We start from the raw sequence: 22,529 nt of genomic DNA, 5'->3' as shown, positions 1-22,529 counted from the left end.
CTATACCGTCCTGATTCGGGGGTTGATGAGCAGGTACAGGAGGTCAACCACGATGTTCACCAGAACGAAGGTGACCGAGATGGTGAGGACCACCCCCTGGACCAGGTTGACGTCCAGGTTGGTGATGCCGTTGAGGATCAGCTGGCCCATGCCGGGAAGGGCGAAGATCATTTCAATCACGACGGCGCCGCCCAGGAGGTAGCCGATCCTGAGTCCCAGCACGGTCACCGGAGTCACGAGCGCGTTGCGCAGGACGTTCCGGGACACCACCTCGCGGTAGGGGACCCCGTTGCCGATGGCAGTGCGGACGTAGTCGCGGTCCAGTTCCTCCACCATGGACGTGCGGACCACGCGGATGAGGGAAGCGGAGACCGGAATGCCGAGGGCGAGGGCCGGGAGCGCCATCGAGTTGAGCCAACCGCCGAAGCCGGACTCCGGCGTCGCGATTCCACCCGAGGGAAACAGCGGGTTGTCACCGAGCGCGAACCACTGGATGAGCAGGATGCCAAGCCAGAAGGACGGGGTGGCGATGGCCGCGATGGAGAAGATCCGGACCAGCTGATCTTGCCATTTGTCGCGGTAGAGGGCGCCGATGATGCCGAAGACCAAGGACAGGACGACGGCGATGATCACGCCGAGGAAGGTCAGCTGGAGGGTCAGCGGGAAGGCCGAGGCGATCATGCTTGCCACCGACTTGGACGGCGGGGTGGTGACGCCCAGATCGAGATGCAGGAGCCTGCCGAGGAATCGGAAGTATTGGACGAACAGGGGATCGTTCAGGCCGTTGTCCTGGCGGTACTGCTGTTTTGCTGCCTCGCTGGCGCCTTCGCCGAGGGCCGAGCTGGCCTGGTCGCCTGGTGCTGCTTGAAGGACGAGGAAGACCAGCAGCGTGATGCCCAGGATCATCAAGGGCAATGCTGCGAGCCTGCGTCCAAACAGACGCAATATCATGACCAATTTGTTCTCCGGTTGCTTTGGTGCGGGGCTGCGTGGTGCTCCCGCGGGGTAGTGCGTCTGAGGGGTGCGCCCCGCCCAACTAGCTCGCAGTAAGTGTCGTTTTGAGCCGTCTAAACGACAACAAATGCGAGCCAGTTGGGCGGCTCAGCGTGTGGTGTGGCTAGGAGGTGCGGCCGACGCCGATGAAGGACAGTCCCGTGGTGGGCAGCGGCTTGAAGCCCGACAGCTTCTTTTCGTCCCAGGCACTGGGGAGTTGGCGGTGGAACATCGGGTACAGGGGAAGTTCCTCGGAGACGAGGTCCACGATTTGACCGGTAATGTTCTTCGCATCAGCGGCCGCGGCCTGTGATCCCTTATCCATCAAGCCCTGGAGGGTAGCGCTTTCCGGGGTAGTCCAGTAGGCGCGCTTGGCCATCCAGGTGGCGCCGGAGTAGAACCAGCTCAAGAGCAGGTCCGCGTCGTTGCCGAAAACGGAGGGGTCGCCGGGGGCCGCGACTACCGAGAAGTCGGCCTTGCCGACCCTGTCGGAATACAAGGCTCCGGACTGCAGGTTCTTTGCGGTGACCTTGACGCCGGGGATCTTGTTCCAGGATTCCAGCATCAGCGGGGCAACATCCTTGACCCAGGCGGTATCCGTGGTGAGCAGTTCGAATTCGAGGTTGCTCACGCCGGCCTGCTTGAGGAGGTCCGCGGCCTTCTGGGGATCGTAGCCGTAGACGTTCTTTGCCTTGACGTAGTCCGGGTGGCCCTCCTGGAAGTACGACGACGCGGCCTTCGCATTGCCGAACAAGGCCTTCTTGATGATGGCGTCCTTGTCCAGTCCGTAGTGGAGTGCCTGGCGGACCAGCTTGTTGTCGAACGGGGCCTTGGCACAGTTGAACATCAGGAACAGCATGCCGAAGGACTGCACGGATTCGACCCGTGTCTTGGACTTGAGCCCGTCCATGTCCAGGTAGGGGACGTCTTCGATCGCCTGGACGCGTCCCGACTGGGCTGCGGTGACACGGGCTGCCGCGTCCGAGAGCAACAGCCAGGTCATCCCTTTCGCGAGTGCCGGCTTGGGGCCGTTGTAGTCGGCGAATGCTTCGAAGACGATCTTGTCGTCCTTGACGGCCGAGATCAGCTTGTAGGGGCCGGAACCGACGGGCTTGGCATCGAATCCCTTCTGATCGGCCGAGGCCAACGCCTTCGGAACCACCTTCACCACGGAGATTCGCGGTCCGAAACCGGGGAAAGGGTATTTCAGCGAGAATTCGACCGTCTTCGCATCGAGGGCCTTGACGTCTTTGATGAAGGGAATGAACTGGGAGAACAAGGACTTGTTGGCCGGGTCCATCACGCGGGTGAAGGAGTAGACAACATCGTCGGTGGTGACGGGGGCGCCGTTGTGGAACTTGGCGCCGTCGCGGATGGTCACCTGGTAGGTGGTGTCGTTGACCTTTTTGGGGTCGCTCGCGGCCAGCGCGTTATAGGGCTCGCGGGTGGCGGGGTGGAGTTCCACGAGGCCTTCGAAGATGTGCAGGTTGGCGGCCTGCGGCGTGGCTCCGGAGGACGTCAGCGGGTCGAAACCGGTGGACAGGGCATAGGAGATGCCTGCTTCGATGGTGAGATCCTTGTTGACGGTCGCAGTGTTGTTTGCTGCGCCCGTCGTGGTGGAGGCAGGACCGCCACATGCGGACAGGGTGGCCGTGAACGCTGCCGCGGCTCCGATCGCCCCGGTCAGCTGGAGGAAGTTGCGTCGGCTCGCGTCGCTGACCAGCGGCAGTTTGTTAATCGTGTTGCTCATAAGATGCCTCACCATTCAAGTTTTTCTGGTTATCGGATGTAGGACATCCGATGCTCGTAAAGAAACTGTAAGGGCGGTCACATGAAGTCGTCAAGCGAGATCCGGATCACTGGCGACCCGACGGGCGGCTCCGGCGCTGCCGGCGGGGCTGCCGGTGGGGCTGCCGGCGGGGTCTTGCACCGCGGTTCACTTGCGGGGTCGGCCTGAGGCTCAGTCTGGAGCTCGGCCCCGGGGCTCGGTCAAAAATAAGGGCGAACATCTATCAAGGAGATGGGACATCCGATATTGTATGTTGCGAAGCACTATATCCACGGTGGGCGCTAGGCTCACCTCAACATTAACACTGCACTGATTCCTTGTCCCCGGTCCTCAAAGGATCCAGGCCAAGGATGAGTACTTTTGCAAGGAGAGCCATGACCACTTCCGGTGTCGTTCCGCAGGCGCGGTTCAGCGCACAGGCCCGGCTCAGGGCCCTCCAATCCGACATTATGGAATTGATCCTCGAGCGCGAGCTTGAGGCGGGCGATCCACTGCCCACGGAGAATGAACTCTCCGTGGCGTTGGGCGTCGGGCGCAACACTCTGCGCGAATCCCTGAAAGTTCTGCAGGCCCTCGGTGTCATCGAGATCCGCCATGGATTTGGCATGTTCGTCGCCCCGAGCAACTTCGAGGCGCTCGCCGACGGCCTGACGTTCCGGGGCCGCTTGTCGCTGCGCCACCAGGGGCTCGAGGCGCTGCAACTCGTGGACGTGCGCCAGGCCCTCGAATCGGGGCTCATCGGATCCTCGATGGACGTGATGACCACCGAGCAGCTCGCCTTGATCGAAGAGGCCGTCAAGCAGATGGAGGAGCTCGCGAACTCCGGCGAGAACTTCGTCGCCGCCGACGCCGAGTTCCACCGCCGGCTGTTCGAGCCCCTGAACAACGAACTCCTCATCAACCTGATGGGCGTCTTCTGGAAGGTCTACCGGAAAATACACGTGGAGATCGGCTCCGACAACGAAGACCTCGTAGCCACGGCGGCAATGCACCGAAGCATCTACACCGCCGTCGCCACCGGGGACAAGACCGCGGCAGCCGAACTGCTCAACCGCCACTTCGACGGGATCCGCCGCCGCATCAGCGACGCCGTCGCGGTCTAAAGCCTGGCACCCAAGCTCAAGGGCCGCCGTCGTACTTTGTCATGAAGTACGACGGCGGCCCTTGCCTTTTGGGCGGCTCCTGCCGCGGCGCCCTGTGCCTTCCTGACCTTCTTTGGTGTGGGAAAGCGATTGCGACACGGCGAGTCTCGTCATTTTGTGGCCGCGGCGCGGCAAAAGAGGGTCAGGAAGGCGCGGGCCAAAGGCCGGAGAAGGGAGTGACGTCGCCATCCACTTGGGTGAGCAGGAGCCGGGGCGCGAGGCCTGCCTGGACTGGTACAGGGACCCCTTTCGGCTTTCTGGAGGTCCGCAACCGTCCTCCCCATGTTTGGCTTGGGAAAGCGCTTGCGCCACGGCGGGGTCGCGTCATTGGCGCGGCAAACATGGGGAGGACGATACGGCAAAGAGAGTCAGGAGGGCGCGGTCAACCCCGGAGACGAGGGTATCGTCGGCTTGCGCTTGGGTGATCAGATGCCGGGGTCTGCGTCGGATTCCGCTGGATCAATCTCCATGCCGAAGGCCCCGGCCGCGTGATTCCAAGGGTGCCGGCACATGGCGGCGGCAATGATCCAGCAGAATCGTACGAGCATCTCCGGCCGCTTTAGTGAGGTCTGCTGGCCGGGCAGCGCGGCGTGAGTCCTTCGGTTTCCTGGCGGCGTGCGCCTTCCTGACCTTCTTTGGTTTGGGAAAGCAGTTACGACACGGCGAGTCTCGTCATTTGGTGTCCGTGGCGCGGCAAAGAGGGTCAGGAAGGCGCCAACCAACCCGGCCCGGAATTTAACGAAAAAAGACCCGCACCGGAACCGGTGCGGGTCTTGATTTGTGCGCCCAGAGGGATTCGAACCCCCGGCCTTCTGTTCCGTAGACAGACGCTCTATCCAGCTGAGCTATGGGCGCATCTTGGTGATTCTCGGGAGTTTCAAACTCGTTCCCCCCTCGAACCTCAATAAACTTTACGCGAGATCCCTGTTGGTGCCAAATCGATGCGATGTAATCTGCCTAACTAGACCGGTCTATGTGACCTTGGTCACTAAATTTGGCGAATCTCTGAGGCAGATCCTTGATTTTTAGGGGTTTTGCTCCGAAATGGTCAAGAGATCCCATGTCTGGACCCAGATTGGTCTACTCCGCGACCCCTAGCATTTAGGACACACCACTGAACCCGAGGAAGGGAACCACGATGGGCGATCTGGCGCGACTGCCGTTGCTTGAGAAGGCACCTACTACGCATGCACGCCTGTTGGCCTGGGTGGAGGAAGTGGCCGAGCTGACACAGCCGGACCGCATCCACTGGGTTGACGGCAGCGAAGCGGAAAACAAGAAGCTGACCGACGAACTCGTCGCGGCGGGCACCCTGAAAAGGCTGAACCCGGAGACTTTCCCGAACTCCTTCGCAGCATTCTCCGATCCTGCCGATGTTGCGCGTGTGGAAGAGCAGACCTTCATCTGCTCCGAGAACGAGCGGGATGCAGGCTTCACGAACAACTGGATGGCTCCTGCCGAGATGAAGCAGAAGCTGCGCGGCTTGTTCGCCGGCTCCATGCGCGGCCGCACCATGTACGTCATTCCGTTCGTCATGGGCCACCTGGATGCCGAAGATCCTAAGTTCGGCGTCGAGATCACCGACTCCGCTTACGTTGTTGCGTCGATGCGCATCATGGCCCGTATCGGTACCGACGTCCTTGAGCGCATTACGCAGACCGACGCGTTCTTCGTCCCCGCGTTGCACTCCCTGGGAGCTCCGCTGGAAGCCGGCCAGGCAGACGTCGCATGGCCCTGCAACCCGGACAAATGGATCGTGCACTTCCCGGAAGAGCGCTCCATCTGGTCTTTCGGCTCCGGTTACGGCGGCAACGCCCTCCTCGGCAAGAAGTGCTACGCGCTGCGCATCGCGTCCGTCATGGCACGCGACGAAGGCTGGCTCGCGGAGCACATGCTCATCCTCAAACTGACTTCGCCTGAGCAGAAGACCTACTACGTCTCCGCGGCGTTCCCCTCTGCTTGCGGCAAGACCAACCTCGCGCTGCTCGATCCCACCATCAAGGGCTGGAAGGTGGAGACCCTCGGCGACGACATCACCTGGATGCGCTTCGGCAAGGAAGGCGAACTCCGCGCCGTCAACCCCGAGGCCGGCCTGTTCGGGGTCGCTCCCGGCACCGGTTGGGGCACCAACCCCAACGCGATGCGCGCCATCGCCAAGGGCAACAGCATCTTCACCAACGTGGCGATGACCGACGACGGCGGCGTGTGGTGGGAAGGCATGACGGAGGAGACTCCGGCGCACCTGACCGACTGGCAGGGCAACTCCTGGACCTCCGATTCGGACAAGCCCGCGGCGCACCCGAACTCCCGCTTCTGCACTCCGATCGACCAGATCGACATGCTCGCCGAGGAATACTTCAGCCCCGAAGGCGTGGAGCTCTCCGCGATCCTCTTCGGCGGCCGCCGCAAGACCACCATCCCCCTGGTCACCGAGGCCCGCGACTGGTCCAACGGCATCTTCATGGGTTCCACGTTGTCCTCCGAAACCACTGCTGCAGCGGCCGGTGCCGTTGGCGTGGTGCGTCGCGACCCCATGGCCATGCTGCCGTTCATCGGCTACGACGCAGGCGACTACCTGAACCACTGGGTCAACCTGTCCGCCAAGGCCAACCCTGAGCGACTGCCCAAGATCTTCCTGGTCAACTGGTTCCGCCGCACTGCCGAGGGTGGTTTCGCCTGGCCCGGCTTCGGTGACAACGCCCGCGTCCTCAAGTGGGCCATCGAGCGGCTCGAAGGCAAGGCCGACGCCGTCGAGACACCCATCGGCTTCGTGCCGACCGGCGAGGCCATCGATCTCGAAGGCCTGGACATGACCCCCGCCGAGGTGGAAGCCGCAGTACGCGTCGACCCGGCCGAGTGGGAGACCGAACTGGCATCGATCGAGGAATGGTACGCAAAGTTCGGCGGTTCACTGCCGGCCGCGCTGCTCTCCGAGCTCGACGGACTGAAGGCCCGCCTGGCCTAGCCCACCTGCCGAAATCTGGCTTACGACGACGGCGATCCCGCACCTCGGTGCGGGATCGCCGTCGTCGTTTCCGCATGTTGGAGCAGTCGTCGCGGAGCATTGTGCCGTGATCGGGCCAAGAGTAGCTTTTAGAGAACCAGCAGTTCTCTAATTCCGGGGGTCCGCGCTTTGGACGATGCCCAGCAGCACACCAAAGACTCCACGCCGGGGTCGGGACCCCATGAAGCGTCGAAGCCGACCATCGCGCCCTTGGCCCAATTCGGCGCGGGGGACATCGCCGTTGCCGGTGGGAAGGGTGCCGCGCTCGGGGAGTTGGTGCATCAAGGATTCCCGGTGCCGCCGGGCTTCATCATCACCACGGGCGCGTACCTGTCCTTCCTGGCGGAAACGAACGTGGGTGCCGCGCTCGGCAATTTTCTGTCCGTCGAGCCCGAAGAAGCGCCCGACGAAGTGCTCGACGGCGGTGCGCCCGACGGCGGCCACGGCATCGGCGGTGCGGCCCTCCGGGCACTTTTCGCCGCAGCGGAAATGCCTGAGCGAATGCGGCAGGAGATCCTCGATGCCTATGCGCGGCTGGGCGGCGGGGCAGTCGCGGTCCGGTCCAGCGCGACGGCGGAAGATCTTCCGGGAGCCGCGTTTGCCGGTCAACAGGACACCTACCTCAACGTGCTCGGTGGGGACGAAGTAGTCCAGGCGGTCGCCAACTGCTGGGCCTCGTTGTGGACGGACCGGGCGATGGCCTATCGCCGACGGCAGGGGATCGTCCCGCGCGAGGTGGCGATCGCCGTCGTCGTGCAAAAGATGGTGCCGGCCGCAATGGCGGGCGTCCTGTTTACCGCGAACCCGGTCACGGGCGAGCGCGGCGAGATGGTGGTGGACGCGAATCCCGGGCTGGGGGAGGCCGTGGTTTCGGGGCGGGTGACGCCGGAGCACTACGTGCTGGACCGCTCGGGGAAAACGCTCAGTTTTACGCCCGGTGGCCGCGAGCTGGTGATCAGCGCGGCCGAAGGCGGCGGTACACAGGAAAGCCCCGGCGGTCCGGGTTCGAAGCCCGGGCTCTCCGCGGAGGAATTGGCGGAACTGGCCAGGCTGGGAAGGAAGGCGCAGCAGCATTTCGGCCAGCCACAGGACATCGAGTGGGCGACGGCCGACGGAACGCTGTACGTGCTGCAGTCGAGGCCCATGACCGCGCTCCCGCCCCAACCGCCCGTCCTCAACGCGGTCCAACGGCGCGTGGGGCCGTTCTTCATTGAGATGTTCCAAGAGCGGCCCTATCCCTTGGACGTATCCGGCTGGATGAGCCGGGGGATCCTTGCCATGCTGCACGGGATGGCCGGGAGCGTGGGCGTGGTCTTCCCATCGGTGGAGGAGTTGCTGCCGGAGGAAGACGGGGTGGTGGTGCAGCTCATCCCGCCGGTTCCGCACCCGACCGTCCGGACGCTTGCCGCACCGCTCTCCTTGTTGCGCCGGGCGAGGCGATTCAAGGCCGGCGCCTGGACCCAGGATCCGCGTTTCTCACTGTTCCTCGGCAACATCGAACGGCTGAACGGAACTGACCTCGGCCCGTTGCGGTGGCGTGCGGTCGTTGCATTTGCCGGGGAGTGCTTCGCGGCAATGGAGAGCATCACGGATTTGAGGGTCTCGTATCTGCCCGGCATTCTGGTGCCGGTGCTCAAAATGCGTTTCATGCTTCTGTTCCTGGGCAAGACGAAGCTTGCGCCGGCGTTGATCGCCGGGGCGGAAACGCGGACGAGCCAAGCAAACCGGGCCCTCGAACGCCTCGCCTCCATCGCGGCGGACGACCCCGGGCTTTCGCGGGCCCTCCATGATTCGGGACCTCGTGAATTCCTGGAGTTGGTGGACAAGGAACCCGAACATTGTGCTTTCCGCGAGGCTTTCGAGGCTTTCCAGCTCGAGTACGGCCACCGCGAGACCACGAGCGTTGTCCTCAGCAGTTCGCCCACGTGGAGCGATGCCCCCGAGGTGGTTCTGGGGTTGGTCAAGGCCATGTCCGGAGAGCGGCCCCGAACAGTTGACCAGTCCGGGGATGCGCTTGCGGCATTGAAACGCCATCCGGCTCTCCGTTTCGAACCGCTGCGGCGCAGGGTGCTCGCCGCCGTCGAGTCCGCCCAGGCCGGAATGGCGTTCCGCGAGGACAGCCACTTTTACGCCACCAAAGCGATCCCGCCGATCCGCCGGGCCTACCGGGAGCTCGGCCGCCGGTTGGTGCTGGCCGGCGTACTCGATGAGCCGGACGAAATCTATCACCTGCGGTTCGAGGAACTTGAGTCCATCAATGACGCCGACGACGGCGCGCTGCCGGCTTCGCTCCGTGACCGATTCCGGCCGCTGGTGCTGGCCCGCGCGGCGAAGCGGCGCGCGCTCGAAGGCATTCCGTTGCTCGATCCGGCTTTGCTTTTTGCCGGGAACCGCACGGTGGAAGGGGCCCTGGTCTCCGGCACTGCAGCCAGCCGCGGCCAAGCGACCGGACCAGTCCGTGTGATCCGCGGACCGGCGGAGTTCGGGCGGTTGCGCAGTGGAGAGGTCCTCGTCTGCCCGTACACCAACCCGGCCTGGACTCCACTGTTCCAGCGGGCCGTCGCGGTTGTGGTGGACGCGGGTGGGCTCGGCTCGCATGCGGCGATCGTCGCGAGGGAATACGGCATTCCGGCCGTCATGGGAACCGGTGCGGGCACGAGCATCCTGGCCGATGGCCAACGGGTATTCGTGGACGGAACCCGGGGAGTGGTCCTGCCGGCCGCTTCGACGGAGAGGCCTTGAGATGCCGCAGGAGCGGGATCACCGGAAGCTGCCGCGCCGCCGCGGTGCGGCCCTGAACAGCGCAATCTTCGAGGCGGTCCGGGAGGAGATTGCGGAATCCGGCTACGCAGGGTTGACCATGGACAGCGTTGCCGAGCGCGCCAGGGCGAGCAAGGCGTCGCTCTATAGGCGGTGGCCCGGGCGCGCGGCCTTGGTTCTGGAAGCAGCCTACGATGCCATGCCGGGTCCCGCGTCCACGCCCGATACCGGTAGCTTGCGTGGAGATGCCCTGGCGATATTGCGGCTCGTGGCCCAGCAACTGGAAGGAGCAGTGGGGCAAGCCATGCGCGGGCTCTTGGGGGAGGCGCTGCAGAATCCGGCGGTGGCGGCTGAGATCCGGGAGTACGCCCGCGGCAATGTGGCAAAGATCATGCGCGCCATCATTGAGCAGGCCGCGTCCCGCGGCGAATGCGATCCTAGCGTGGCCACGGAGACCAGGATCGAGGCCGGCCCCGCCTTGTTGCGGCAGCGGTTCATCTTCTCCGGAGCGCCTATCGACGACGAATTCCTGGTGCACGTGGTGGACGAGGTGATGCTGCCCCTGCTGCTGGCTGGGCCGCCCAACTAGCTAGCAGTTGTTGTCGTTATGAGGCCTCTAAACGACACCTACTGCTAGCTAGTTGGGGTCATCTGCTGCTTGCTAGTTGGCGAGCCAGATGTCCGGTCCGAAGACTTCGTAATGAATCCGGGTGGCAGGGATTCCGGCGTTGATCGCTTCGTTGCGGATGTGCTTCATGAACGGCAGCGGTCCGCACAGGTACAACGACGCGTCGGCCGGAAGGTCCACTTCGCGCAGTGACATGAAGCCCGTTTTGGCCCCGGCCTGCGGTTCTTCCAGCCAGAGCTGCAGCTCGGCTGCGTCCAAGCGCTCGACGTCGTCCGTCATCTGGCCGCGAAGCGCCCAACTGTCCAGATTGCTCTCGGCGTGCAGCACCAGGACCCGGCGGTCGGAGCCTGAATCGGCCAGTGAGCGCAGGATGGAAGCCGTGGGGGTGCAGCCGATGCCGGCCGAGGCGAGGACGACGGGACCGTTGCCATCCTTGAGCGTGATTTCGCCGTAGGGATTGGAGATCTCCAGGACATCGCCGACCTCGACGGCGCTGTGCAGCACGGGCGAAACCTCACCGCCGTCGTCGATCTTGGTCGTGAAGCTGCGGCTGGCGCCGGCGTCGCCGGAAAGCGAGTACTGACGGACCTGGCGCAAGCCGTCCGGGAGCGTGACCTTGACGCTGATGTATTGGCCCGGCAGTGCTTCGGTGATGGGGGTGTCGTCGGCCGGCTGGAGGATGAAGGTCATGGACCCGGTGCCGGCGGGAGTCTTGGACGCGACCTTCCATGGACTCCACATTTTGCCATTGGCCTGCGCCGCGTACAGTCCCTTTTCGAGCTTGATCAACGCGTCCGCCATGAGCCAATAGACCTCTGTCCACGCTTCGGCGATTTCAGGGGTGATGACCTCGGCCAGGTCCTCCGCGATCGCGGCGAAGAGGTGCTCATAGACCACTTGGTACTGCGGCTCGGTGATCCCCAAGGATGCGTGGCGGTGTGCAATGCGTGACAGGACTGTCTCCGGCAGTGTGCCCGGGTTGCTCACCAGATGGCTTGCGAAAGCAGCGATGCTTCCGGCCAGGGCTTGCTGCTGGCTGCCGGAGCGCTGGTTCGAACGGCCGAACAGCCCGTCGAGCAGTTCGGGGTGCGCTGCGAAGAGGCGGGAGTAGAACTTGGGGGTGATGTGGCCAATCCGGGAGCCGACGAGCGGCAAAGTGGCCTCGATGACGGGGAAGGACTTGTCCGAGAGCATAGGTACTCCTGTCGTAATGGCCCGCGGGCATGCGGGCCGGCCAATACTTGCATTTGGAATGCAAGTATCTATAGCTAAATTTCTACATGCTGTAGAAGGATTTGGCTAATCGGCAGCCCGCTGGTCGTCGGCGGGCGCTCAGACACGGCCTTACAGGCCGGGGCGTAGCCCGATCGCATGGAATGCCGGCAACATTTGCCGTAGCCGGGGCAGGGAAGAGACGACGACGTCATCCAACTCCCGGTAGAAAGCTTCCCTCGCGCGGGCCAGGGCATGGCGCAGGCCGCACTCAGTAATCAGCGGGCAGTCGCCGTGCACGGATTCGCACTCGGCGGGGTCGGGCCTGTTGTTCAACTCCCGCAGAATCTGGCCAACGGTGGCTTTCTGTCCGGCGGCACTGAGCCGGGATCCGCCGTTGCGTCCGCGCTCGACATCGATCAGGCCCAGCTCGCGCAGGCGAACAATGGCCTTGCTGACATGGTGGTACGGAGTTCCCACGGCGTCGGCGATGTTTTGGGTCGTCAGGAGTTCACCTGCGGGCGCGGACGAGAGAACCAGGAGCGCACGCAGGCTCACATCCGCGAAGGCATTGATCTTCATGCCCTCAAGCTTACGGAGTAAGGTCTAGTCCACCCATACGAGGGGTACATTGGTGTCGGCTTCGGCGTTGTCGAAAGTGAAGCCTTCGGCAGTCCGGACATAGGGGACAACGGCTGCCATCAGCCGGCCGCCGCGATGCTCAGCTGCGGCGTGAATCCCGTCGGAGCCGTGTTCCGGAAGGATCACGTCGCTGGCAATCGCCACCGCACGGTAGTCGTTGCGGCCTTGGCGCAGCAATTCGAGGATGTCCGCCAGCATCAAGTCTGTGTCGACGCTTCCCTCATCGTCCGGCTCTCCAGGGGTTACGAAGACGATCCGAAGTTCGTCATCCCCATCGAGAGTGACAGCGAAGGGCAGGAATCCACCGTTTTGCTCCAAGTGTTCCTGTGCCGTTGCCAAGGCGGCCCCCAGGGTTTCACGCACTTCACGGAGTTCGCGTTCCTCGGTGCTTTCGAGGCCTTTGGTTGTGGTGTTCATGCTGCTGCTCCCTTCCGGGGCTGCCGGTTAGGTCCGGACCAGCGCGAGGACGCGGTCCCGGACCTTTTCCATAGTGGCAACGTCCTTCGCCTCGGCGTTCAGGCGCAAGAAGGGCTCCGTGTTGGACGGACGAAGATTGAACCACCAGCTGCCGTCTTTCGCGGTGAAGGTGCTGCCATCCATGGTGTCCACGTCGACGTCTTCGCCGTCGAAATCGGCGCGGACCCGCTCAATGGCCCCTGCTTTGTCTTCGATTTCGGAATTGATTTCGCCGGAAGAGACATAAGGCTCGTACTGGCGGCCAAGCTCTGACAGCGGACCGTCCTGCTCGCCCAATGCCGCCAAGACGTGCATGGCTGCGAGCATGCCGGTGTCCGCGTTCCAGAAATCGCGGAAATAGAAGTGCGCCGAGTGTTCGCCGCCGAAGACGGCTCCTTCTTCTGCCATGACGGCCTTGATGAACGAGTGCCCCACGCGCGTGCGCACAGCCCTGCCACCATCCATCGCCACGAGTTCCGGGACTGCCCGCGAGGTCAGCAGGTTGTGGATGATCACGGGGGTTTCTTCACCGGCGGCCTGTGCACGGGCGATTTCCCGGCGCGCAACCATTCCGGTGATGGCCGACGGAGATACCGGTTCACCCTTCTCGTCGATCACGAAGCAGCGATCGGCGTCTCCGTCGAACGCCAAGCCGATATCCGCGCCGTGCTCGATGACTGCTGCCTGCAGATCGCGCAGGTTTTCGGGCTCAAGGGGATTGGCCGGGTGGTTCGGGAAGGAGCCATCCAACTCAAAGTACAGTGGGACGATCTCGAACGGCAGGGCGGGAAGCAGCTGGTCGCCAAGCACAGCGGGGGTGGTCAGCCCGGCCATGCCGTTTCCGGCGTCGACGACGATCTTCAGCGGACGGGAGCCGTTCAGGTCAACCAGGCTGCGCAAGTACTCCGAGTAGTCCTTCAGGACATCGCGGGTGCTGATTTTGCCCTGCGCCTCTGCAGCCGGGATGCTTCCCGTGTTGAGGTACTCCTCAGCCAGTGCCTGGATTTCCTTGAGGCCGGTTTCGGATGAGATCGGCTGGGCGCCGACCTTGGACATCTTGATGCCGTTGTACTCTGCGGGGTTGTGGCTTGCGGTAAACGTGGCGCCGGCCGCATTGAGGGCACCGCAAGCATAGTAGAGCTCGTCGGTGGAGATGAGGTCCAGGAGCTGGACATTGGCGCCGCGACGGGCGGCGCCGTCGGCGAATGCCTTGATGAATTCGGGGGATGACGGGCGCATGTCGCCGCCAACCAGCACAGTCTCGCCAGCGAGGCCGAGAGCGTCGACGAAGGCCGCGCCGACGGATTCCACAATGTGGGACGTGATGGATTCGCCGACGATTCCCCGGACGTCATAGGCCTTGAAGGAAGCCGAGAGGTCAAATGTCTTGTTCTGCTCGCTAGTCACGCGCTCAATCTTACTGTGGAGCGGGGTCGTGGCTACGCCGGGACTTCATCTATGTGGAATACGTTTGTCCACATCGATGAAGTCACGGGTTCTGGCTGTCTGTGGGTGCTGGAATACTGAAGCCATGCCCAACAACCCCGATGCCGCCCTACTCGCAGCAGAACAGTCCACCACCCGGCTGCAGGCCCTTGAAGTACTGAAGGAACTGGTCGGAAACGCGGACGCCCGATTCCACGACGGCCAGTACGAGGCGATTGAGGCCCTCGTCGACGCCGGAAGGCGCGCCTTGGTGGTGCAGCGGACGGGCTGGGGCAAGTCGGCCGTGTACTTCGTCTCGTCGTTGTTGTTGAGGCGCCGGGGCGCAGGTCCCACCCTCATCGTTTCGCCGCTGCTCGCACTCATGCGGGACCAAGTGGCGGCAGCCGCACGTGCAGGCGTGCGGGCCGTTGCGATCAACTCCGCCAATCAACTCGAGTGGGACAACGTCCGGGAGCAGCTGGCCGCGGACGAGGTTGATGTACTCCTGGTTTCGCCGGAGCGGTTCACCAATCCTTCGTTTCGGGAAAACCAACTTCCCGAGCTCATCCGGCGCACCGGTCTCCTGGTGATTGACGAGGCACACTGTATTTCGGACTGGGGACACGATTTCCGTCCCGACTACCGGCGCATCTCCGACCTCATCGAGCAACTGCCTGGCAGTGTTCCAGTGCTTGCCACCACAGCCACGGCCAACTCCCGGGTGGTCCACGACATCGAAGAGCAGCTCGGGGCCGGAGTATTGACCATCCGCGGGGAACTCGGCCGTGAGTCCTTGCGGCTGGGGGTCTTGAAGCTCGCCGATTCGCGGGATCGCCTCGGCTGGCTGCTGACCCACCTTGCAGACATGCCCGGCAGCGGAATCATCTATACGCTGACCGTTTCGGCCGCTGAAGACACCGCCAGGCTCCTCTCCGAGGCAGGCCACAACGTCTTGTCCTACACCGGACGGACGGACCCCGCGGATCGCGAACGGGCAGAGCAACTCCTCAAGGACAACCAAGTGAAGGCGCTGGTTGCCACCTCGGCGCTCGGCATGGGCTTCGACAAGCCGGATCTCGGGTTCGTCATCCACCTTGGCGCGCCGTCATCCCCGGTGGCCTATTATCAGCAAGTCGGCCGTGCCGGCCGTGGCGCAGCAAATGCCGATGTGCTCCTCCTTCCCGGATCCGAGGACCGCGAGATCTGGCAGTACTTTGCGACTGCTTCAATGCCGTCGGAGGAAAAGGCCGCCGCCGTCCTCAACGTCTTGGCCGAATCCGGCTCTGCCTTGTCCACCGTGGCGCTCGAAGCGCGCGTGGACCTGCGCCGGACTCCCCTGGAACTCCTGCTGAAGGTCCTGGCCGTGGATGGGGCGGTGGAGCGGGTAGGCGGAGGGTGGAAATCCACGGGGCGCCCCTGGATTTACGACGCCGAGCGCTACGCCCGTATCGCTGAGGCACGGGTGGACGAGCAGGATTCCATGGTGATCTACCAGGACACCGCTGGATGCCGGATGGAATACATCACCGCGGTCCTGGACGACGAGTCAGCGCGTGAATGCGGCCGCTGCGACAATTGCGCCGGCACGTGGTTTCCGGCGGACGTGGCAGCGGCAGCCGCCGACGCTGCCGGGCAAACCCTGCGGCGAGCGGGTCTTGCGCTCGAACCCAGGCTTCAATGGCCGAGCGGCATGGACCGGCTGGGCGTGAGCGTGAAAGGCAAGATCAAGCCGGAGGAGTTGCTGTCCGAAGGGCGCGTCCTGGCACGCCTGACCGACCTCGGCTGGGGTGGTGCCCTCCGTGCACTCTTTGCTGCCGGGGCGGCTGACCGCGAGGTTGAACCTGCCATGTTGCAGGCCTGCGTACAGGTCTTGCGTGAATGGTCTGCCGGAGACGGCCGATCCACAGGGTGGAGCGGTCAAGGGCGCCCGGCTGCCGTCGTGAGCGTTCCGTCCAGGAACAAACCTGCGTTGGTCGAATCCTTGGCCCGCGGCATTGCGGGAATCGGCCAGATGCCGTATTTGGGTTCCCTCGAACTCCAACACGGGGGACCAACGGGCGGGCGCGGCGGCAACAGCGCCTATCGGCTGGCAGGCGTCTGGGAGCGCCTTGTGGTGGGTCCGGAACTTGGCGAGAGCCTTGCCTCGCTCGGCGGTCAAGGCATCCTTTTGGTCGATGACCTGGCGGACAGCCGCTGGACGATGACCGTTGCCGGCCGGGTCCTCAGGCTAGCGGGAGCCGGATCGGTGCTGCCTTTCGTCCTCGGTCAAGCAGCGTGACCGGCACCGTCCCGGACGTCCAGTCCGAGTCCAAGTGGCAGCCACGGCTCGCTTTGCTCGTGGCCGCCACCTTTTTCATGGAGTTCCTGGACGGAACGGTCCTGACTACTGCCATGCCGAGCATCGCGGCCGACTTCAAAGTGGTCTCGGCCGACGTCAACATCACCATGACTGCCTACTTGGTGACCGTGGCCATGGGGATTCCGCTCAGCAGCTGGCTCGCCCAACGCTTTGGTGCGCGTCGGATTTTCTGCCTGGCGATCGCCGTCTTCACCTTGGCTTCGCTGCTTTGCGCTGCGAGCCAGGACCTCACCCTGCTGACCTTGAGCCGCGTGGCACAGGGTGCTGGAGGGGCCATGATGGTTCCGGTGGGGACTCTCGTCGTGTTGCGGGGCACGCCCAAGTCGGAGCTCCTCCGAGCCACGGCATTCCTTGTCTGGCCCGGGTTGCTGGCGCCGGTTTTGGCGCCGCTTGTGGGCGGAACATTCACTACTTATCTGTCCTGGCATTGGATCTTCCTGATCAACGTGCCTCTGGGTCTGGCGGCGTTCATCGCAGCCCTGAGGCTGGTTCCGCGTACAGGAGGCGATGCTGGCCGGCGGCTCGATTGGCTCGGACTCACGCTCACCACCTTCGGCGTCGGATCGCTTGTTGTCGGTCTTGAAGCGATTGGCGGTCATGGTGGCGGCGTGGTCCCGGCAGTCGTGCTGTTGGCCGGTGCATTGGCATTGGCCGGAGCGGCCTGGTGGATGCTCAAGGCCAAGGCTCCGCTCTTCGATCTCCGGGTTTTCGCCACGCGCACGTTCCGGGCCACCTCCACCGGAGGATTCATCTATCGCCTGACCATCAGCTCAGTGCCTTTTCTACTGCCATTGTTGTTCCAGGACGGCTTTGGCTGGGATCCGCTCAAGTCCGGAGCCATGGTGGCCGCGGTATTCGTCGGCAACATCGGCATCAAGCCCGCCACGACGCCCATCATTCGGCGGTTCGGATTCAAACCCGTGTTGGTCTTCGCCTCATTTGCATCGGCCGTCACCTTTGCCGCTTGTGCGGCGCTCAATGCGGGGACTCCGGAGCCACTGATTATCGCCTTGCTCCTGGCCAGCGGGGCTTTCCGTTCGATCGGATTCTCGGCTTACGCCTCCGTGCAGTATGCGGACATCGTTCCGGGGGAGCTTCCCTCTGCCAACGCCGTGTCGGCAACATTGGTTCAACTGGCCGCGGGTGCCGGTATCGCAGTGGGCGCGCTCTTCCTGCGTCTCTTCGACCATGTGTCGCTCTTCGGCGGCGGCCCTTCCTCCGCGTACCGCGGTGCCTTCCTCGCGATGGCTGCCGTGATGCTCCTGAGCACGGTGGACAGTCTCACGCTGCACCGGCACGCCGGAGCCGAAGTCAGTCGCAGTGTTGTGAGCAAAGCCCAGAAGCGGCGCTAGGCCCGGGAACGCAAGAGTTAAAGACGGTGTCCGAAGATCCCTGGGCTCCGATGCCGGAGCTTGTTTGTCGTTCGCCAGTCACAAGAGCCGGTTTGGCAAACGAGCGCCGGTTTCACCACACAAGTGGCCCGGGAACGCAAAAAGGCCCCGGTCCGAAGACCGGGGCCAAAACGCGGAGACGGGGGGATTTGAACCCCCGGTGGAGTTGTGCCCCACACTTCATTAGCAGTGAAGCCCATTCGGCCGCTCTGGCACGTCTCCAGTCGCTATTGCTAGCCAACCAAGGATACGCAGAACTGGGCATCCAGTGCAAAACGGGGGCGCGGGCCGCCGTCGGGCGCCGTGCCGCCGCCTGTCGGAGGTGGCGCGGGCCGCCGTCGGGCGTTCCATGGTTGAGAGCGTTAGTGCCCCGAGCGCTTCTTGCCGGCAAGGGCCCGCCACAGGAAGTGCTGGCTACGGGCTTGGAGCGATGCCGCCTGGCGATTGTCCGACGCTCCCGCGTGGCCGCCTTCAAGTGCTTCGTGGAACCACACATTCGGGATGCCCATTGCCTGCATCCGGGCTGCCATCTTCCGTGCTTGGACCGGGCCCACACGGTCGTCGGAGGTAGCTGTCCAAATGAACGTCTCGGGGTACTCCACTCCGTCGTGCAGGAGGTGGTACGGCGAGAAGGTACGGATGTACTCCCACTGTTCCGGGACGTCGGGATCGCCGTACTCGGCAATCCAGGAGTAGCCGGCCGAGAGCTTGGTGTAGCGGCGCATGTCCAGCAACGGGACCCCGCAGGAAATCGCTCCGAACAACTCCGGGTACTGGGTCAGCATGTTGCCCACCAGCAGTCCGCCGTTGGAGCCGCCCACGCAGCCGAGCCGCCTCGGACTGGTGACACCCCGCGAAATGAGGTGCCGTGCCACAGCAGCGAAGTCCTCGAAGGCGCGGTGTCGATTCGCCTGCAAGGCTGCGCTGTGCCAGGCGGGACCGTACTCGCCGCCGCCTCGGATGTTGGCTACGACGTAGACGCCACCGCGTGAATGCGCCGCGGACCCGTCTTCGGACGTGATGCTTTCGCTCCGGCGCTCCAGCCAGGCGCGACCGATGGCTCCGCTGTACGCAGGGGTCCTGGAGACCTCGAAGCCACCGTAGCCCGAGAGCTGTGTGGGATTCTCGCCGTCGAGGTCCAGGTCCTTGGACGCGACCTGGAAATAGGGAACGCGCGTGCCGTCTGCCGAGGTGGCGAAGTGCTGTTGGACCTCGTAGTCCGCGTCGTTGAAGAACGACGGCGAGGACTTCACCACCGCGTGCGTGCTGGACACACCGCCGTCGTGCCCTGCGTCGAGGCTGTAGCTGGCCATTCCCGGGGACAGGGTGCCGCGCATGAGCGTGGTGGGAGTGGTGAATCCGGTGGCCACGAGCCAGTAGTCGTTGCCGGCGTCGTCACCTTCGGTTTCGTCCTCGTCGTCGACGGCGTAGGCATTCACGTCGTGCAGGGGCGGGCACGCGTCCAACAACGTCGAGGCCCACCCGCCGGCGGAGTCCTCGCTGGCCGGGTCGAGCACCCTGATTTCGGAAGAGACGTCATGCAGCAAGTTCAGGAGCAGGTAGTTCCGCGTCCAACTCCACGACTGGAGGGACGTGTGCTGATCCGGGGTGAAAAGCACCGTGAAGTCGCGTTCTCCGGAAAGATAGCCATCGAAGTCGGCAGCCAGCAGGGACCCGGCGGGGTAGGTGGTTCCGTCCACGGTCCAGTCCTGCCGCGGACGGAACATGAGCCATTCACGGTGGGAACTGAGGTTGACGTCGGTGGGGACATCGATGGCAAACCACGCGTCGTCGCGCAGCACCGACGTGGTCCGGTTGAAGAAGTCGATCCAGTCCACGGCGAAAGTGCGTTCGAAGCCCGGGGTGGAGTCGTGGGCGACGAGCGCCATCATGTGGTCTTCGGGGATCTCGAAAATCCGCTCGGCTTTGGCCAAGGACTGGCCGCGGCGGAGTTTCACGCCCGTGCGGGAGTAGGACGAACTGGTTTTCGGCAGGCCGTCGGCGGTCGTGGCAACCAGCAGGGTGTCGCCGTCGAGCCAGCTCACGTTGCCCTTCGCAGTCGGAAGGTCGAAGCCGCCTTGTGCGGGGTCCACGAAGGTGCGGGTCTCGACGTCGAACTCGCGGTGGCGGTTGGCGTCGCCGCCGTCGGGGGAGAGGGCGATGATGGCGAGGCGGTGCGGTTCACCTTCGGCCGGGCGTAGGAAGTTGGCGCCATGGAAAACCCATTCTTCGCCTTCAGTGGCCGCGAGTGCGTCGATGTCGAGCAGCACGTCCCATTCCGGGGCGTCGCTGAGGTAGCTTTCCCACGTGGTCCGGCGCCAGAGGCCCTTGGGGTTCTGCTGGTCCTTCCAGAAGTTGTAGTAGTGCTCGCCGCGCTTGTTGACCATGGCGATCCTGTCCGTGGAGTCCAGGACCTCAAGGATTCCGGCTTCCAAAGCGGCGTATTCGGCGTCATCGAGCAAGTCTTCGGTGCGGGCATTTTGCTCCCGCACCCAGGCCAGCTGTTCCTCGCCGTGAATGTCTTCGAGCCAGATATTCTCGTCGACGGGTTCGGGGGCGATTGCGGTTCCCTGGGCAGTTGCGTTGTCGGGCGCGGGCGCTTGATCAGCTGCTGTGGTGGTCATGCCTCATCCTAGAGTGACTGTCTGAGGAGGAAGCAAGTCACAAGAAGTTAGGCTTGGGCGTGGGTAAATCGCAGAACATTCGGGTCGGGCTGATCGGGGCAGGTCCCCGCGGCACCAGTGTGCTGGAGCGTTTGCTCGCCAATTGGGCTGCGATGGAAACGCAAAAGCGCTCCCTGCACATCGACGTCGTGGACCCGTATCCCGCCGGTCCGGGGCACGTCTGGCAGCCCGGGCAGTCCCGGCTGTACCTCATGAACACGCAGTCGTTCTACCCCACGCTGATCCCCGAGGACGGGCGCCTCGCGCCGCCCCTGGCCGGGGGTTCCTTTGAGCAGTGGCGGGCCGAACAGCGGTCCGACGGCGGCCCGGCCCTGAGCCCCGAGGAACGGGCTGAACTTGCCGGACTCGCATCGCATGACTTCCCCAGCCGCGCCCTGTATGGACGGTACCTGCGCTCGACGCTTGAGGAACTGCTGGAGCGTGTCCCGGCCGGAGTGGAGATCGCGTTCCACCGGAGCAACGCCGTGGCGGCGCATCCCCTGCCGGGCGGTCGGGCGGACGGCGCGCGTGACGGTTCGCCGGGCAATCCCGCGGGCGGAGGGTTCGACGTCGAACTCGACGACGGCGGCAAGCTCACCGTGGATTCCCTCGTCCTCGCGCTGGGCCACCTGGAGTCCAGGCTCAACCCGGAGCAGCGTTCGTTCAGGGAGGTCGCGGCGGAACTCGGGCTGCTCTACGTGCCGCCGGCCGCACCCGCCGACGTCGACTGGGCACTGGTTCCGGACGGGGAGACGGTCCTGGTGCGGGGCATGGGCCTGAATTTCTTCGACGTCATGGGCCAGCTGACCGAAGGCCGCGGGGGACAATTCGTGCCCGCAGAAGATGGTCTCCAGGGGGAGCTCAAGTACGTGCCTTCGGGCCGGGAACCGAAGATCATCGCGGCATCCAGGCGAGGCACCCCGTACCGGGCCAAAGCCGGGCTGGACGGTTACTATCCCAAGTCCGTGCGCTTGCGGTATCTGACCGAGGGCGCGGTGGAACGCTTCGCCGCGGCCGGCATCCAACCTGGCTTCGACCACGACCTCTGGCCACTTCTGCATCGGGACGCCCTGTGGGCTTACTACTCAACGCTGGTGGTGGCCGAACCAGTCGCCGTGACTGACGCGACGGAGTTCCTGTCCGCCCTCGAAGACCTCTTGCAGCCGCACGCACACGCCACAGGGCGATGGGAGAACCAGGTCGGGGAGTTGGTCTCCACGCATGTTGCCGCGTCGCGCCGTCTTGACCTGCTGGGTCTCGCGGCGCCCTTGGCCGGGCATTCCTTCGCGTCCAGGAAGGAACTCGATGCCGCCGTCGTGGACTATCTGGACGACGACGTCCGGCGTTCCGCGCTCGGAGAAGCAGATCCCGTGAAGATGGCCATCGGTGCCTTGCACACCGGACGGGCAATCCTGAAGAGTGCCGTGGCCGACGGCGGCATCACGGACGAATCGTGGGTGGGTGAGCTGCGCGGCTGGTTCGAATCCTTCGTTGAGGGGCTTGCGAGCGGTCCTCCCGCCCTGCGCGCCGAACAGTTGGCCGCTTTGGCGCGTGCCGGCGTCGTGAGTTTTGTAGGCCCTGATCCGCGGTTCAGCGTCGACCGTTCCAAACGTGTCTTCCGCGCGGTGTCTGCTTGGGTGCACGACGACGCCGTGGAAGCCAGGACGCTGATTGAGGCCATGTCCCCGGCGAACCGGGTGGGCGTGAGTGTTTCTCCGTTCCTCCGCCAGTTGCTCGCCGACGGGTTGGTGCGGCCCAAGGTCATGATGACCGCCGAGGGAATTCCCGTGCAGACCTCCGGTTTGGATATCCAGCCGCATCCCTACCGTCTGGTGGGCGCAAATGGTTCGGTGACTCCGGGGATGTACGCCCTTGGACTGCAGCTTTCCTCCACGCAATGGGGAACGGCCATTGCCGCCGAGGCCCGGTCTTCCGAGGGCACCAGCTACCTAAGCGGCCAACGGACCCTCCGCGACGCGGACGAAATTGCCAGGGACATGCTCGGCCTTCCGCCCCAAGAATGAGCATGTTCCACCAACAAAAATGAGCATGCTCCCCGCCCGTT

Annotated in this window: 15 protein-coding genes and 2 tRNA genes; 8 read left to right on the top strand and 9 right to left on the bottom strand. The window is 64.3% G+C overall.

What is annotated here, in order from left to right; all coding sequences use genetic code 11:
• Together ACSBOX_RS18360 and ACSBOX_RS18355 are read right to left on the bottom strand one after the other, a co-directional pair.
• The gene (locus ACSBOX_RS18360; RefSeq protein ID WP_216353802.1) at positions 1-906 is read right to left on the bottom strand and encodes an ABC transporter permease; all 906 of its coding nucleotides are present in this window, start codon (positions 904-906) and stop codon (positions 1-3) included.
• A gap of 211 nt (positions 907-1,117) precedes the next feature.
• Positions 1,118-2,758 carry an ABC transporter substrate-binding protein gene (locus ACSBOX_RS18355; RefSeq protein WP_442543738.1) on the bottom strand — a complete coding sequence of 547 codons (1,641 nt, stop codon included), beginning with the start codon at positions 2,756-2,758 and terminating at the stop codon, positions 1,118-1,120.
• A gap of 66 nt (positions 2,759-2,824) precedes the next feature.
• On the opposite strand from ACSBOX_RS18355, the gene ACSBOX_RS18350 reads away from it, so the two are divergent.
• Entirely contained in the window at positions 2,825-2,950 is a 126-nt protein-coding gene (locus tag ACSBOX_RS18350; protein WP_442543737.1) for a hypothetical protein, read from the top strand.
• 206 nt (positions 2,951-3,156) lie between these two features.
• On the top strand, positions 3,157-3,885 hold the full coding sequence (locus ACSBOX_RS18345; protein WP_442543736.1) for a FadR/GntR family transcriptional regulator: 729 nt from the start codon (positions 3,157-3,159) through the stop codon (positions 3,883-3,885).
• Between the two features lie 820 nt (positions 3,886-4,705).
• Here the strand turns inward: ACSBOX_RS18345 and ACSBOX_RS18340 are convergent.
• Positions 4,706-4,779, bottom strand: a tRNA-Arg gene (locus ACSBOX_RS18340).
• Between the two features lie 283 nt (positions 4,780-5,062).
• Here ACSBOX_RS18340 and ACSBOX_RS18335 point away from each other — a divergent pair.
• From ACSBOX_RS18335 to ACSBOX_RS18325, 3 genes are all read left to right on the top strand, one after another.
• Positions 5,063-6,889, top strand: a complete 1,827-nt coding sequence (locus ACSBOX_RS18335; RefSeq protein ID WP_442543735.1) for a phosphoenolpyruvate carboxykinase (GTP) — start codon at positions 5,063-5,065, stop codon at positions 6,887-6,889.
• Positions 6,890-7,057: 168 nt separating this feature from the next.
• Positions 7,058-9,670, top strand: a complete 2,613-nt coding sequence (locus ACSBOX_RS18330; RefSeq protein ID WP_442543734.1) for a PEP/pyruvate-binding domain-containing protein — start codon at positions 7,058-7,060, stop codon at positions 9,668-9,670.
• Between the two features lies 1 nt (position 9,671).
• Positions 9,672-10,277 (top strand): TetR/AcrR family transcriptional regulator, encoded by a 606-nt coding sequence (locus tag ACSBOX_RS18325; protein WP_442543733.1) that lies wholly within the window; start codon positions 9,672-9,674, stop codon positions 10,275-10,277.
• A gap of 72 nt (positions 10,278-10,349) precedes the next feature.
• On the opposite strand, the gene ACSBOX_RS18320 is transcribed toward ACSBOX_RS18325, so the two are convergent.
• The 4 genes from ACSBOX_RS18320 to ACSBOX_RS18305 form a co-directional block, all read right to left on the bottom strand.
• A complete protein-coding gene (locus ACSBOX_RS18320; protein WP_442543732.1) occupies positions 10,350-11,510 on the bottom strand; it encodes a globin domain-containing protein in 1,161 nt (386 codons plus the stop codon).
• Between the two features lie 150 nt (positions 11,511-11,660).
• Positions 11,661-12,110 (bottom strand): RrF2 family transcriptional regulator, encoded by a 450-nt coding sequence (locus ACSBOX_RS18315; protein WP_442543731.1) that lies wholly within the window; start codon positions 12,108-12,110, stop codon positions 11,661-11,663.
• 24 nt (positions 12,111-12,134) lie between these two features.
• Complete coding sequence (locus tag ACSBOX_RS18310) at positions 12,135-12,587, bottom strand: hypothetical protein (RefSeq protein ID WP_442543730.1); 453 nt, start codon at positions 12,585-12,587, stop codon at positions 12,135-12,137.
• A gap of 27 nt (positions 12,588-12,614) precedes the next feature.
• Entirely contained in the window at positions 12,615-14,033 is a 1,419-nt protein-coding gene (locus tag ACSBOX_RS18305; RefSeq protein ID WP_442543729.1) for a phosphomannomutase/phosphoglucomutase, read from the bottom strand.
• 124 nt (positions 14,034-14,157) lie between these two features.
• Here ACSBOX_RS18305 and ACSBOX_RS18300 point away from each other — a divergent pair, with 124 nt between their 5' ends.
• Together ACSBOX_RS18300 and ACSBOX_RS18295 are read left to right on the top strand one after the other, a co-directional pair.
• A complete protein-coding gene (locus ACSBOX_RS18300) occupies positions 14,158-16,329 on the top strand; it encodes a RecQ family ATP-dependent DNA helicase (protein ID WP_442543728.1) in 2,172 nt (723 codons plus the stop codon).
• Positions 16,326-17,762 carry an MFS transporter gene (locus tag ACSBOX_RS18295; RefSeq protein WP_442543727.1) on the top strand — a complete coding sequence of 479 codons (1,437 nt, stop codon included), beginning with the start codon at positions 16,326-16,328 and terminating at the stop codon, positions 17,760-17,762. Before ACSBOX_RS18300 ends, ACSBOX_RS18295 begins: the two co-directional genes overlap by 4 nt.
• A gap of 173 nt (positions 17,763-17,935) precedes the next feature.
• Here ACSBOX_RS18295 and ACSBOX_RS18290 read toward each other — a convergent pair.
• Both ACSBOX_RS18290 and ACSBOX_RS18285 read right to left on the bottom strand, forming a co-directional pair.
• A tRNA-Ser gene (locus ACSBOX_RS18290) sits at positions 17,936-18,023 on the bottom strand.
• A 140-nt stretch (positions 18,024-18,163) separates the two neighbouring features.
• A complete protein-coding gene (locus ACSBOX_RS18285; RefSeq protein ID WP_442543726.1) occupies positions 18,164-20,425 on the bottom strand; it encodes a prolyl oligopeptidase family serine peptidase in 2,262 nt (753 codons plus the stop codon).
• Between the two features lie 59 nt (positions 20,426-20,484).
• Between ACSBOX_RS18285 and ACSBOX_RS18280 the strand changes: the two genes are divergently transcribed.
• On the top strand, positions 20,485-22,488 hold the full coding sequence (locus ACSBOX_RS18280; protein WP_442543725.1) for an FAD/NAD(P)-binding protein: 2,004 nt from the start codon (positions 20,485-20,487) through the stop codon (positions 22,486-22,488).
• Positions 22,489-22,529: the final 41 nt, after the last annotated feature.

Source organism: Arthrobacter sp. KN11-1C, from assembly GCF_052180225.1.
GTDB lineage: Bacteria > Actinomycetota > Actinomycetes > Actinomycetales > Micrococcaceae > Arthrobacter.
This window is presented reverse-complemented; position numbering and strand designations above follow the sequence as displayed.